We start from the raw sequence: 14,591 nt of genomic DNA, 5'->3' as shown, positions 1-14,591 counted from the left end.
CCAAAGCGAGAACCGAAATGTCCGAAGACAACATCCTTACCGCCAGCGGCTGGATTCGCGGCCGGCTGATCCACGAACACGGCAAAGTCGTGTCGATCGAAGGCGTGCCGTGCGATCCGGCCGACAATGACCTGCCCTATCTGCTGCCAGGTTTCATCGACCTGCATGTCCACGGCGGTGGCGGCAAAGACATCATGGAAGGCGCCAGCGCGTTCGAGACCATCACCAAAACCCACGTGCGCTTCGGCACCACCTCGCTGCTGGCCACGACCATGACCGCACCGAGCGCCGAGATCTCCAGTGTGCTCAAAGAGGTCGGAGAATTCTGTGAACAGCGTCCGCAAGGCGCCGCACGGGTACTCGGCGTGCACCTCGAAGGCCCGTACATCAATCCCGGCAAACTCGGTGCACAACCGAACTTTGCTCACACCGCGTTGATGGCCGAAGTCGAAGAATACCTGGCGCTGGCGCCGATCCGCGTGATCACCATCGCCCCGGAAATCGCCGGCCATGACGGTTTGATCCGAGAACTGAGCAGCCGTGGCGTGCGCATGCAGATCGGCCACACCCTCGGCAGTTACGAGGAAGGCGTCGCCGCACTGGAAGCTGGTGCCACCAGCTTCACCCATTTGTACAACGCCATGAGCCCGCTGCATCACCGCGAGCCCGGCATCGTCGGCGCGGCACTGGCCCACGCCAAATTCGCCGAATTGATCCCGGATTTGCTGCACGTGCATCCCGGCGCCATTCGCGTGGCCCTGCGTTCGATCCCATGCCTGTATTGCGTCACCGACTCGACCGCCGCCGCCGGCATGCCCGACGGTGAGTACAAGCTTGGCAGCCACACCGTGACCAAATGCCTGGGCGGCGTGCGCCTGCCCGACGGCACGCTGGCCGGCAGCACCCTGACCATGGATCAGGCCCTGCGCAACCTGGTGAAGATCGGTTTGCCGATCAGTGAGGCCTCGCAACGTCTTTCGCAATTCCCCGCCGACTACCTCGGCATCACCGAACGCGGGCGCCTTGAACCAGGCGCCTGGGCCGACTGCGTGCGGCTGGATCGCTCACTCACACTGACCGCCGTCATGGTCGAAGGAGAAGACATTGACTTCAAAAATGCTTGAAGAGGCGCTGTCCTCGTTCGAGGCCGTGCAGGCCCAACTGCAACAACTCGACCCGCAGATGATCGAGATCGCCGGGCGCTTGCGCCGTCAGCCACCGCAAGTGGCGATGACCGTTGCGCGCGGCAGTTCCGATCATGCGGCGAGCTACTTCGCCTACCTGACCATGCAGCAACTGGGCGTACCGGTGGCGTCGTTGCCGATGTCGGTGGTGACCATGCAACAGGCGCCGTTGAAAGTCAGCGGTCAGGTCGCGTTCGCCTTTTCACAGTCGGGTCAGAGCCCGGATCTGGTCAACAGCCTGCGTCTGTTGCGCAAGCGTGGCGCGCTGAGCGTGTCGATGGTCAACGCCGCCGATTCGCCACTGGAAGCTGCGTGTGAATTCAGCGTGCCATTGCTCGCCGGTACCGAAAGCAGCGTCGCCGCGACCAAAAGCTTTATCGCAACCCTCAGCGCGAGCGCCCGTTTGATCGCGCACTGGAAAGAAGACAGCGAATTGCTGGAGGCGCACAACGCCCTGCCCGAAGGCCTGCGTGAAGCGGCGAAACAGGATTGGAGCGTGGCCATCGATGCCCTGCGCGATTGCGAACGCCTGATGGTCATTGGTCGTGGCGCCGGTTTTGCCATCGCCCAAGAGGCGGCGCTGAAATTCAAGGAAACCTCGGCCATTCAAGCTGAAGCGTTCAGCAGCGCCGAGGTCCGTCACGGCCCCATGGCGCTGATCGACGAACACTACCCGCTGCTGGTCTTCGCCCCACGCGGTGCCGAGCAGGCCGGCCTGTTGAGCCTCGCGGCAGAAATGCGCCAACGCGGCGCCCGTGTGTTGCTGGCGGCACCGGATGACGTCAGCGAACGCGACCTGACCCTGACCCGCGCCGAACACCCGGCCCTTGATCCGATTCTGGCCATCCAGAGTTTCTACGTGATGGCCGCAGGCCTCGCCGTAGCCCGTGGCATGGACCCGGATCAGCCGCGCCACCTGAGCAAAGTTACGCGTACGCACTAAGCCCGAATGACTGCACACCTGATGAGACCGAGCCATGCACAACAACAATAAAGAGCTGACCCTCAGCGCCCCGCTCAGCGGCCCGGTGCTCACGCTCGCCAAAGTCCCGGACGCAGTGTTCGCCAGCGGCGCGATGGGCGATGGCATTGCCATCGATCCCGTCAACGACACCCTGTACTCGCCGTGCGCCGGCGTGATCATCCACGTCGCACGCACCGGCCATGCGTTGACCGTGCGCGCCGACAATGGCGCAGAAATCCTCCTGCACCTGGGCCTCGACACCGTTGAACTGAACGGCGAAGGCTTCTCGATGCTGGTCAAGGAAGGCCTACGCGTCAGCAAAGGTCAGCCGCTGTTGCGCTACGACCTGGACAAGGTCGGCCAGCAGTGCAAAAGCCTCGTCAGCTTGTTGATCCTGACCAACAGCCAGGATTTTCAGGTGCGTCCGATCACACTGAAAGCGGTAAAAGTCGGCGAGCCGCTATTGCACATCGTCGCGCGCAACAGTTCGTCGGCTAATGCTGAAGAGGTGGGCGGGCCTGAAGTTCACGGTCATGTATTGGTTGCTCATCGCGGCGGTTTGCATGCGCGCCCTGCCGCGTTGATTCGGCAGACCGCGCAAGGTTTCAAGAGTCAGTCGCAGTTGCACTTCGCCGGCAAATCGGCGCCGTGCAACAGCCTGATCGGATTGATGGGGCTGGCGATCGGCGAGCAGGATGAAGTGCAGGTCAGCTGTCAAGGTTCGGACGCCGAAGCCGCGCTGCAAGCCTTGCTCACGGCATTGGCGACGGCTTTGCCGGATGACCATCACGCTGCCGCACCGGTAAGTGTTGCGCCTCTTAAACGTGCGGCCGAGGCTGGCGTTCTGCACGGCGTTTGCGCCGCGCCGGGACTGGTCGGTGGCCCGCTGTTTCGCTTGAACGCGATCAGTTTGCCAGTGGATGCAGGCAATCATGACCCGGTACAGCAACTGCAAAACCTCGACACCGCACTGAATCAGGTTCGCTGCGAAATCGACAGCACCCTCACCCAAGCCAAAAAGCAGAAGAATGCCGACGAAGAAGCGATCTTCGCCGCGCATCTGGCACTGCTCGAAGACCCGGCCCTGCTCGACGCCGCACAACAATCCATCGAGCAAGGCACCGCAGCGACTCACGCTTGGAGTCAGTCGATTAATGTCCAGTGCGAAGTGCTCCAGCACACCGGTAGCGCGCTGCTGGCCGAACGCGCCAACGACCTGCGCGACCTCAAGCAACGGGTGCTGCGTGCCCTGCTCGGCGAAGCCTGGCATTACGACGTGCCGGCCGGCGCCATCGTCGCAGCCCATGAACTTACCCCCTCGGATCTGCTGCAACTGAGCGCGCAAGGTGTCGCCGGATTGTGCATGGCCGAGGGCGGCGCGACTTCTCACGTGGCGATTCTGGCGCGCGGCAAAGGTCTGCCGTGCATGGTCGCTCTGGGTGCAGCATTGCTTGATCAACCGCAGGGCCAAGCGGTGGTGCTTGATGCTGATGGTGGGCGCCTCGAACTGGCACCGAATACCGAGCGCCTGGCTGAAGTTCAGCAAGCGCAACTCGAACGCAAACAACGCCGCGACGTTCAACAAGCCAAGGCTCATCTGCCGGCAGAAACGCGCAATGGTGTGGCCATCGAAGTGGTCGCCAACGTCGCCTCAAGCGCTGAAGCGGCGGACGCTTTTGCCAACGGCGCCGATGGCGTCGGCCTGTTGCGCACCGAGTTTCTGTTCGTTGATCGTCAGACCGCGCCGGATGTCGAAGAACAGCGCAGTGCCTATCAAGCCGTGATCGACGCGATGGGCGATAGATCGGTGATCATCCGCACCATCGACGTCGGCGGCGACAAGCAACTCGACTACTTGCCACTGCCCGCCGAGGCCAACCCGGTACTCGGCTTGCGCGGCATTCGACTGGCGCATGCCCGACCAGAAATCCTCGACCAGCAACTGCGTGCGCTGCTGCAAGTCAGCCCGTTACAGCGCTGCCGCATCCTGTTGCCGATGGTCACTGAAGTCGACGAACTGCTGCACATCCGTCAGCGCATCGATGCCTTGTGTCTGGAACTGGGCATCAGCCAACGTCCGGAAATCGGCGTCATGATCGAAGTCCCCGCCGCCGCGCTGCAAGCCGAGCAATTGGCCGAACATGCCGACTTCCTCTCCATCGGCACCAACGATCTGTCGCAATACACCCTGGCCATGGACCGCGATCACGCCGGTCTGGCCGCCCGCGTCGACGCCCTGCACCCTGCTCTGCTGCGTTTGATCGCCATGACCTGTGAAGGCGCGGCGGTGCACAAGCGTTGGGTCGGCGTCTGCGGCGCCCTCGCCTCGGATCCGCTGGCGACGCCGGTATTGATCGGCCTCGGCGTCACTGAACTGTCGGTGAGCCCGGTGCAGATCGGTGAAATCAAGGATCGCGTGCGCCAGTTGCACGAAACCGAATGCCAACGCCTCGCCCGCGACCTGCTCAAGCTGAGCAGCGCCGCAGCGGTGCGTCATGCCTGCCACCAACATTGGCCTCTGCGCTAACAAAAAGCTCTCTATAAAAGAGCAGGGAGAACCACCATGTACCAACTCTTCATCGAAGGCCTGCAACGCCTCGGCCGTGCGCTGATGCTGCCGATCGCGATCCTGCCGATCGCCGGCCTGCTACTGCGTCTGGGCGACACCGACCTGCTGGACATCGCGATCATCCACGATGCCGGCCAAGTGATCTTCGCCAACCTGGCAATGATCTTCGCCATCGGCATCGCCGTCGGTTTCGCCAAGGACAACAACGGCACCGCAGGCCTGGCCGGAGTGATCGGTTATCTGGTGATGATCTCCACCCTCAAGGTGCTCGACGCGAGCATCAACATGGGCATGCTCGCCGGGATCGTCAGCGGCTTGATGGCCGGCGCGCTGTACAACCGCTTCAAGGACATCAAGCTGCCGGAGTACCTGGCGTTCTTTGGTGGCCGACGGTTTGTACCGATTGTCACCGGGTTCGCTGCGGTCGGGTTGGGCGTGGTGTTCGGCTACATCTGGCCGCCGATCCAGCACGGCATCAACAGCTTCGGCGCCTTGATGATGGAAAGCGGCAGCATTGGTGCGTTCGTGTTTGGCGTGTTCAACCGCTTGCTGATCGTCACTGGCCTGCACCACATCCTCAACAACATGGCGTGGTTCGTGTTCGGCAACTTCACTGATCCAACCACCGGCGCACTGGTCACTGGTGACCTGTCGCGCTACTTCGCTGGCGATCCGAAGGGCGGCCAGTTCATGACCGGTATGTTCCCGATGATGATCTTCGGCCTGCCGGCCGCGTGTCTGGCGATGTATCGCAATGCCCTGCCGGAACGCCGCAAGGTGATGGGCGGGATTTTCCTGTCGATGGCGCTGACTTCGTTCCTGACCGGGGTGACCGAGCCAATTGAATTCGCTTTTATGTTTCTGGCGCCGCTGCTGTATCTGCTGCATGCGCTGCTGACCGGGTTGTCGATGGCGATTACCAATGCGCTGAACATCCATTTGGGCTTCACGTTCTCGGGCGGTTTTATCGACATGGTCCTGGGCTGGGGCCGCTCGACCAATGGCTGGTTGGTGCTTCCGGTGGGGCTGGCTTATGCGGTCATCTATTACGCGGTGTTCGACTTCTGTATCCGCCGTTTCAATCTGAAAACGCCGGGCCGTGAAGACGTGGCCGCAGCCGAGAAATCTGTGCTGACAGAAAACGAGCGCGCCGCTGCGTACATCAAAGCCTTGGGCGGTGCCGAGAACCTGGTGACTGTCGGTGCGTGCACCACGCGGTTGCGCCTGGAGATGGTTGATCGCAACAAGGCATCGGATGCCGATCTGAAAGCGCTGGGTGCGATGGCAGTTGTACGCCCGGGCAAGGGCGGCAGTCTGCAGGTAGTGGTCGGGCCGATGGCTGACAGCATTGCTGATGAGATTCGCCTGGCGATGCCGGCATTGGGCCGGGCGGTTCTTGCTGAGCCTGTTGCGGTTGTCGATGAAACGAAAGCCGTTGTGGTCGCAGGTTCGGAAGCTCAGCAATGGCTGAAAGCGCTGGGTGGTAGCGACAATGTGCTGCAACTGGACTGCATTGCGATGAGCCGGATTCGCTTGTTGCTGGCAGATGCCAAGGCCTTGTCTGAGGCCCAGTTGAAAGAGCTGGGTTGTCAGGGTGTCAGCCAGTTGGAGGGTGGGGTCTGGCATTTGCTGGTGGGGGACAAGGCGGCGAGTTTGAGTGGAGCGCTGGAGGCGTTAGTCAATCGCAGTGAGGTCAGTGCCAAGGTTTAAACCGCAGCAAAATCCAACGGAATCACTGATCAATGAAGGCCGCTGCGCTATGAGGCACAGCGGCTTTTTCTCGGTTACTTCCCTGCAATAACAGTAAATGTACGAGCAGGTGAAAAACCAGCCTCTCCTCTCGCGGTAATCGAATGAGGAGCTCGCGTCAAACCCGTCAGGCTCAGAGCCCAGTGTCCGGCAGCAGTCGCAACTACTTGTCCCTTCACAACAACACTGTCCAAAATTTGAACATTCTCTCCAGCAACTGCCGACCCGCTCAGATGCACAGTAGTTGCCGTAGTGGTGCCACCGTTGGGAATCTCTGAGCCTTGATCGTCTTTCACAGAAGTAATTGCAGGCACAGCATTTTTATCAACAGACATAGCTAAGTTCCTTCTTACCAGTTTTGGATGGAAGGCTCATCAGACAGGAGTTGGCGGAATCGCACCACTGTCAGAAATTACAGGTCAGCGAGTGTTTCCGATGAACGGTCAACGTCACATCTGAAGCTGCGATTGAGCCGCGAGCGACAGTTTTCCAAAGTCGTGCGCTTGAGCAGGCTCGCCCTATTCAAATGGGGCGAGCCTGTTTTCGATACCCCCAATGGATCAGGTTTGTGGGTCTACCCGATCCAGCGCACGGTTTACCGCCAGTTCGGCGAGCATGACGATTTGCTGGATGCCTAATACCGTGCTGCGCTGAGAACCGCTTAGCTCATTGGCGAAGTTGCTGGCGGCGGTGCTTGCCGAGGCTAACGATTCGCAGGCGTGGGCGAGCAGGCTTTCGGTGTCGACTTGGGGGCAGACCATGAACATGGTGCTCGGTCGGCGGGGCTTTTCGGGCTCGGGGCACAGGTAGAAGTCGAGAGCGCGTTTGATGGCTTCGCGGTTTCGGGCTTGCTCTTCGGCGCGGAGGGCTTCTTCGAGTGGGGTGGTGGTTTCGGGTGGGTCGGGTACGGGCTTGGTCATTGAAAAACTCCTTAATGATCGGAGCCATCCAATTGCCGTTTCTCACGCGGCGAAATGGTGGCAGCTATGTGCGGGGTGAGAAACCGGGCAAGGAGCAGAACTTCCGGCCAGACCGAAGTCTGCCCGCACACAGCCGCCATAAATTGATTGCAGGCAGCAATAAGCTGGCGGCGATTATGACGTACCGATGCTGGAATAACACTTCTTGCCCGGGTTCTCACACCCGATCACCGATTTGCGGTGACAACCAAAGACTAGAGACCGGACGTCCGACGGACAACCTGAAAACCTTGTGGGAAGGTTCTGGTGATTTGATGCATTTTTAAACAGCCTTGGGTGATGGGGTGGCTGGGCGGCCTCATCGCCAGCAGGCTGGCTCCCACAGTTGGATTGCGTGCATCCAGATAGAGACTGGTCGTCTGTCAGGCCGCCATCGCTGGCAAGCCAGCTCCCACAGGGATTGAGGTACATCTGCGGGTGATTGGTTGGTTGTGAGGTCGCTATCGCGAGCAGGCTCACTCCCACAATTGGATTGTGTGCATCCAGATAGAGACTGGTCGGCTGTCAGGCCGCCATCGCTGGCAAGCCAGCTCCCACAGGGATTGAGGTACATCTGCGGGTGATTGGTTGGTTGTGAGGTCGCTATCGCGAGCAGGCTCACTCCCACAATTGGATTGTGTGCATCCAGATAGAGACTGGTCGGCTGTCAGGCCGCCATCGCTGGCAAGCCAGCTCCCACAGAAAAGCAAAGCAGCGCCACTTACTCGCTCCTGCTTCTCACCACTCAACAGGATGAGCGTTAGCTCGGCTGCAGCTCTTGATCTTGATCTTGATCCACCGGCCCCGTCGGCAGGCTGAGTGGAGGGATTCATCCGGGGAGGACATCGAGAGGAGGTGCAGCGAAGCAAACCGGAGGCGATGCCCCGGATGAAACCCGGAGCGAAGGAACCCCGAGCTTTAGCGAGTGGGCCGAACGTTGGGGCAAGCGTTTTTTTGCTTACTTTTTTTAGGCGTTTGTAAAAAAAGTGAGTCGCCGTAAGGGCGAAACCGCCAGCCGCAGCAACCGAAGAAACGGATATTCACCCAGTCAGCCAGAGCATGGTCGCCTATAAGGGCGCCATCGCTGGCAAGCCAGCTCCCACAGTGGAATGAAGTCGCCCTTCAAATCGCAGACAACAAAAAACCCGCAGACAATCACTCATCTGCGGGTTTCCTGTTTAAGCAGCAAGAAAGATCAGAAATCTTCCAGCCGCCACACCTCATAAGCCGGCGTCTCGTACGGATGACTAAGCTTCAAAGCCGCCACAACAGCAACAATCAACTCATCCGCAACAACAAGCTCAACCTTCCATTCCTCAACCCGCTCAACCTGCCCCGCTTCCCCAATGAACGGCTGGCTCCCGTCCAACGGTCGAAACTGGCCCAAACCGAGCACCTGCCACGCACAGTGGTCATAGTCACCGATCCGCCCACCACCCGCAGCGAACACAGCGCCTTTGACCACCTCGACATGACTGTCAGGAACAAAAAACGCCAGCTTGTACACAGGCCTTAGTTCACCCAGACGCGCGCATTACGGAACATACGCATCCAAGGTGCGTCCTCGTTCCAGTCTTCCGAACGCCACGAGTTCTGCACCGCACGGAACACACGTTCCGGGTGCGGCATCATGATCGTCACACGGCCATCACGGCTGGTGAGACCAGTGATCCCGCGCGGCGAACCGTTCGGGTTGGCCGGATAACGCTCGGTGACCTTGCCATGGTTGTCGACGAAACGCATCGCCACGCAACCCGACAGATCCGCTTCCAGCAGTGCTTCTTCGCTGGAGAACTCGGCATGGCCTTCACCGTGAGCAATGGCGATCGGCATACGCGAACCGGCCATGCCCTGCAGAAAGATCGAGTTCGATTCCTGGATCTGCACCATCGCCACGCGCGCTTCGAACTGCTCGGAGCGGTTACGCACGAAGTGCGGCCAGAACTCGCTGCCCGGGATCAGCTCGTGCAGGTTGGACATCATCTGGCAACCGTTGCACACGCCGAGGGTGAAGCTGTCGTTACGCTCGAAGAAACCCTGGAACGCATCGCGGGCGCGGCTGTTGAACAGCGCCGACTTGGCCCAGCCTTCACCGGCGCCGAGAACGTCGCCGTAGGAGAAACCACCGCACGCCACCAGACCTTTGAACTCGTTCAGGTCGACGCGGCCAGCGAGAATGTCGCTCATGTGCACGTCGATCGCGTTGAAACCAGCGCGGTCGAACGCGGCGGCCATTTCCACCTGACCGTTGACGCCCTGCTCACGCAGCACGGCAACCTGTGGGCGGATGCCTTTCTTGATGTAAGGCGCGGCGATGTCCTGGTTGACGTCGTAGCTGAGTTTGACGCTCAGGCCCGGGTTGTCTTCTTCCAGCAACACGTCGAACTCTTGCTCGGCGCAGTCGGCGTTGTCGCGCAGACGCTGGATCTGGTAGCTGGTTTCGGCCCACTGACGTTGCAGCAGACGACGCTGGCCTTCGAACACGGTGTCACCGTTGAAGGTGATGTTGATCTGGCCATTGTTGATCGGCTGACCGATCACCGACACGCAGTCGCCCAGACCGGCCGCGCTGAATTGCGCGAGGATATCTGGCGTGGCGTCCTGACGAACCTGGATCACGGCACCCAGCTCTTCGTTGAACAGGATCGCGGCGATTTCCGCCGAGGATTCAGCGACGCTGTCCAGGTTCAGGCTCAGACCGCAGTGGCCGGCAAAGGCCATTTCCACTACAGACGTCAGCAGCCCACCGTCGGAACGGTCGTGGTAAGCCAGCAGGTGACCGTCGGCGTTGAGGCCCTGGATCACCGCAAAGAAGGCTTTGAGGTCTTCGGCGTCATCGACGTCCGGCGCGTGTTTGCCGAGCTTGCCGTGGACCTGAGCAATGATCGAAGCGCCCATACGGTTCTGACCGCGACCGAGGTCGATCAGGATCAGGTCGGTGGTGCCCTTGTCCATGCGCAGTTCCGGGGTCAGGGTCTGACGGATGTCAGCCACTGGCGCGAAACCGGTCACGATCAGCGACATCGGCGAGGTCACGGTTTTTTCTTCGCCGTTGTCGTTCCAGCGAGTGGCCATGGACATCGAGTCCTTGCCCACCGGGATGGTGATGCCCAGCTCAGGGCACAGTTCCATACCAACCGCTTTCACGGTGTCGTACAGACGCGCGTCTTCGCCCGGGTGGCCGGCAGCCGACATCCAGTTCGCCGACAGTTTGATGTCGGAGATCTTGTTGATGCGCGAAGCGGCAATGTTGGTCAGGGTTTCGCCGATGGCCATGCGGCCCGACGCCGGAGCGTCCAGCAGCGCCAGCGGAGTGCGCTCGCCCATCGCCATCGCTTCACCGGTGTAGACGTCGAAACTGGTGGCGGTGACGGCAACGTCAGCCACCGGAACCTGCCACGGGCCAACCATTTGGTCACGGGCCACGAGGCCGGTGATGGTGCGGTCGCCGATGGTGATCAGGAAGCTCTTGCTCGCCACGGCCGGGTGATGCAGAACGCGTTCGATGGACTCGGTGATGTCGAGGTTCGACGGATCGAAGTCATCGCCCAGTTCGGCTTCACGAACCACCGAACGGTGCATGCGCGGGGCTTTGCCCAGCAACACTTCCAGTGGCATGTCCACCGGGTTGTTGCCGAAGTGGCTGTCGGTCACGGTCAGTTGTGGCTCGGCAGTGGCTTCGCCGACCACGGCGAACGGGCAACGCTCGCGTTCGCAGATCGCCTGGAAGCGCTCGAAATCTTCCGGGCCGACGGCCAGAACGTAACGTTCCTGGGATTCGTTGGACCAGATTTCGTGCGGGGCCATGCCCGGCTCGTCGTTTGGAATGTTGCGCAGTTCGAAACGGCCACCGCGGTCGCCGTCGTTGACCAGTTCCGGGAAGGCGTTGGACAGACCGCCCGCGCCCACGTCGTGGATGAAGCTGATCGGGTTCTTGTCGCCCAGCTGCCAGCAACGGTCGATGACTTCCTGGCAACGACGCTCCATTTCAGGGTTTTCACGCTGTACGGAAGCGAAGTCCAGGTCCGCCGAGCTGGTGCCGGTGGCCATGGAGGAAGCGGCACCGCCACCCAGACCGATGAGCATCGCCGGGCCGCCGAGCACGATCAGCTTGGAGCCAACGACGATTTCGCCTTTCTTGACGTGCTCCTCGCGGATGTTGCCCATGCCGCCAGCCAGCATGATCGGCTTGTGGTAACCACGAACTTCGTCACCGTGCGGGGTGGTGATCGATTGTTCGAAGGTACGGAAGTAGCCAGTCAGGGCCGGACGACCGAATTCGTTGTTGAACGCGGCGCCGCCGAGCGGGCCTTCGATCATGATGTCCAGCGCGGTAACGATGCGCTCAGGCTTGCCGTACGGCACTTCCCATGGCTGTTCGAAGCCCGGGATTTGCAGGTTGGATACGGTGAAACCGGTCAGGCCAGCCTTTGGCTTGGCGCCACGGCCGGTAGCACCTTCGTCGCGGATCTCGCCACCGGAACCGGTAGATGCGCCCGGGAACGGGGCAATCGCGGTCGGGTGGTTGTGCGTTTCAACCTTCATCAGGATGTGCACCGGCTCCTGCACCGCACCGTACTGGCGGGTCTCAGGGTTCGGGAAGAAACGGCCGGCAACGTTGCCGACGATTACCGAGGCGTTGTCCTTATAAGCCGACAGAACGCCTTCGCTGTGCATCACGTAGGTGTTCTTGATCATGCCGAACAGGCTTTTTTCCTGGTTCTCACCATCAATATCCCAACTGGCGTTGAAGATCTTGTGGCGGCAATGCTCGGAGTTGGCCTGGGCGAACATCATCAGTTCGATGTCGTGCGGGTTGCGCTTGAGACCGTTGAAGGCGTTGACCAGATAGTCGATCTCGTCTTCGGCCAGGGCCAGGCCCAGCTCGGTGTTGGCCTTTTCCAGCGCGGCGCGACCGCCGCCGAGGATGTCGATCGCGGTCAGCGGCTTCGGTTCGGCGTGGCTGAACAGGCCGGCGGCCTGTTCGAGGTTGGCCAGAACGATCTGGGTCATGCGGTCATGCAGGACGTCGGCAATCTGCTGGGCTTCGGCTTCGCTGAACTGACCGCCCACGTAGAACGCGATACCGCGCTCCAGACGCTGGATCTTGCTCAGGCCGCAGTTGCGAGCGATGTCGCTGGCCTTGCTCGACCATGGCGAGATGGTGCCAAAACGCGGCAACACCAGGAACAGACGACCGGTCGGCTCTTGTACCGGAACACTTGGGCCGTACTTCAGAAGGCGCGCAAGCACCTGCTGTTCGTCGCCGGTCAGGACGCCGGTGACTTCGGCGAAGTGAGCGAATTCAGCATACAGGCCACTGACAGCTGGAACCTTCTGGCTCAGTTGCTCAAGGAGTTTGCTGTGGCGAAAGGCAGAAAGGGCAGGAGCGCCGCGCAGGATCAACATCTTCGGGACAGCCTCGGGAAGGGGTGTGCTTTGAGGCCGTGCATTCTAGCCTAAACCGCCCTCAACATCACCCGAAACGCTACGCACGGTTGCACTCGGATATCAATCTGTGTTTCTGCCTTGAGAGTCAAATTTATCCGGCATACGACGAAGGCTTATTTTTACTGTAACAAAATGCCCTTCGGCCCCATTCCTGCGGGGTTTCGCTCGGTTTTGTGATCTCTAGCAGACAACCCCTCACCTGTCGAGATATGGCGCCCGCAGTCCTTTGCGTATACTGCGCAAATGTTTTTCCCAACGGCTTTGCGTCCGCGGTACGCCAAATGGCTGATCGCAACCGGACTCTTCCTGATGCTCGGTGGCTGTGTTGATAAACCCAACACACTCGAGCGCGTAAAGGAGGATGGTGTGCTGCGGGTGATTACCCGTAACAGCCCCGCCACCTACTTTCAGGATCGCAGCGGTGAAACCGGCTTCGAATACGAGCTGGTGAAGCGCTTCGCCGACGATTTGGGTGTGGAACTGAAGATCGAGACCGCCGACAACCTCGACGACCTGTTTGACCAGATCGGTAAACCGAACGGCCCGGTCCTGGCGGCTGCCGGTCTGGTCAGCAGCGAACAACGCAAAAAACAGGTGCGTTTCTCCCACTCCTACCTCGAAGTGACTCCACAGATCATTTATCGCAACGGCCAGTCACGGCCGACGGACCCCGGTGATCTGGTGGGCAAGAAAATCATGGTGCTCAAGGGCAGCACCCACGCCGAACAACTGGCCGAGCTGAAAAAGAAATTTCCGGGCATCGAATACGAAGAGTCCGACGCCGTCGAGGTGGTCGACTTGCTGCGCATGGTCGATGAAGGTCAGATCGACCTGACGCTGGTCGACTCCAACGAAGTGGCGATGAATCAGGTGTACTTCACCAACATCCGGGTGGCCTTCGACCTTGGCGATGCGCGCAGCCAGAGCTGGGCCGTGGGACCGGGCGAAGACAACAGCCTGCTCAACGAGATCAACGCCTACCTCGACAAAGTGCAGAAAAACGGCACCCTGCAACGACTGAAAGATCGCTACTACGGCCACGTCGACGTCCTCGGTTACATGGGCGCCACGACGTTTGCCCAGCACTTGCAGCAGCGTCTGCCCAAATATGAACAGCACTTCAAGACCTACGCCAAGAAAGAGAAAGTCGACTGGCGCCTGCTCGCCGCGATCGGTTATCAGGAGTCGCTGTGGCAACCGACGGTCACTTCGAAAACCGGCGTGCGCGGCTTGATGATGCTGACGCAGAACACTGCTCAGGCGATGGGCGTATCCAACCGTCTTGATCCGAAGCAAAGCATCATGGGCGGCGCCAAGTACCTCGCCTATATGAAGGATCAGCTCGATGATTCGATTCAGGAGCCGGACCGCACCTGGTTTGCCCTGGCGGCGTACAACGTCGGCAGCGGTCACCTGGATGACGCACGCAAACTGGCGTCCCGCGAAGGCCTGAACCCGGACAAGTGGCTGGATGTGAAGAAGATGCTGCCGCGCCTCTCGCAGAAGCAGTGGTACAGCAAGACCCGCTATGGCTACGCCCGGGGCGGCGAGCCGGTGCACTTTGTGGCGAACATTCGTCGTTACTACGACATTTTGACCTGGGTGACGCAGCCGCAGCTTGAGGGTGATCAGGTCGCTGAAGGCAATCTGCATGTTCCGGGTATCGACAAGTCGAAACCCGCCCAGGAACCTGCCCCGCTCTGAATTTTCGTTGT

9 protein-coding genes are annotated in these 14,591 nt (G+C 60.4%); 5 read left to right on the top strand and 4 right to left on the bottom strand.

Annotated features, from left to right (window positions below; translation table 11 throughout):
• Window positions 1-17: 17 nt before the first annotated feature.
• Genes nagA through nagE form a run of 4 tightly spaced genes read left to right on the top strand, consistent with a single transcriptional unit; the run spans window position 18 to window position 6,427 of the window.
• Window positions 18-1,124: an N-acetylglucosamine-6-phosphate deacetylase gene (gene nagA / locus ACVVH8_RS05375; RefSeq protein WP_475228888.1), complete on the top strand. Its 1,107-nt coding sequence runs from the start codon at window positions 18-20 to the stop codon at window positions 1,122-1,124.
• Window positions 1,105-2,127: an SIS domain-containing protein gene (locus ACVVH8_RS05370; protein ID WP_475228885.1), complete on the top strand. Its 1,023-nt coding sequence runs from the start codon at window positions 1,105-1,107 to the stop codon at window positions 2,125-2,127. The genes nagA and ACVVH8_RS05370 overlap by 20 nt, the downstream gene beginning before the upstream one ends.
• 34 nt (window positions 2,128-2,161) lie before the next feature.
• Entirely contained in the window at window positions 2,162-4,675 is a 2,514-nt protein-coding gene (ptsP, locus tag ACVVH8_RS05365) for a phosphoenolpyruvate--protein phosphotransferase (protein ID WP_475228883.1), read from the top strand.
• A gap of 36 nt (window positions 4,676-4,711) precedes the next feature.
• Entirely contained in the window at window positions 4,712-6,427 is a 1,716-nt protein-coding gene (nagE, locus tag ACVVH8_RS05360) for an N-acetylglucosamine-specific PTS transporter subunit IIBC (RefSeq protein ID WP_475228881.1), read from the top strand.
• Between the two features lie 74 nt (window positions 6,428-6,501).
• On the opposite strand, the gene ACVVH8_RS05355 is transcribed toward nagE, so the two are convergent.
• The 4 genes from ACVVH8_RS05355 to purL all read right to left on the bottom strand — a co-directional run bounded on the left by ACVVH8_RS05355 (window position 6,502) and on the right by purL (window position 12,834).
• Window positions 6,502-6,801 carry a hypothetical protein gene (locus ACVVH8_RS05355; RefSeq protein WP_315446438.1) on the bottom strand — a complete coding sequence of 100 codons (300 nt, stop codon included), beginning with the start codon at window positions 6,799-6,801 and terminating at the stop codon, window positions 6,502-6,504.
• 225 nt (window positions 6,802-7,026) lie between these two features.
• Window positions 7,027-7,386, bottom strand: coding sequence for a DUF6124 family protein (locus ACVVH8_RS05350; RefSeq protein WP_475228879.1), 360 nt, complete (start codon window positions 7,384-7,386; stop codon window positions 7,027-7,029).
• A gap of 1,234 nt (window positions 7,387-8,620) precedes the next feature.
• Window positions 8,621-8,932 carry a YqfO family protein gene (locus tag ACVVH8_RS05345; RefSeq protein WP_042607740.1) on the bottom strand — a complete coding sequence of 104 codons (312 nt, stop codon included), beginning with the start codon at window positions 8,930-8,932 and terminating at the stop codon, window positions 8,621-8,623.
• Between the two features lie 5 nt (window positions 8,933-8,937).
• Window positions 8,938-12,834, bottom strand: a complete 3,897-nt coding sequence (gene purL / locus ACVVH8_RS05340; RefSeq protein ID WP_475228876.1) for a phosphoribosylformylglycinamidine synthase — start codon at window positions 12,832-12,834, stop codon at window positions 8,938-8,940.
• A 285-nt stretch (window positions 12,835-13,119) separates the two neighbouring features.
• Here purL and mltF point away from each other — a divergent pair, with 285 nt between their 5' ends.
• Entirely contained in the window at window positions 13,120-14,580 is a 1,461-nt protein-coding gene (gene mltF / locus ACVVH8_RS05335; protein WP_103306378.1) for a membrane-bound lytic murein transglycosylase MltF, read from the top strand.
• The last annotated feature ends 11 nt before the right edge of the window (window positions 14,581-14,591 follow it).

This window comes from Pseudomonas trutticola BRTCR10 (genome assembly GCF_056155105.1).
This window is presented reverse-complemented; position numbering and strand designations above follow the sequence as displayed.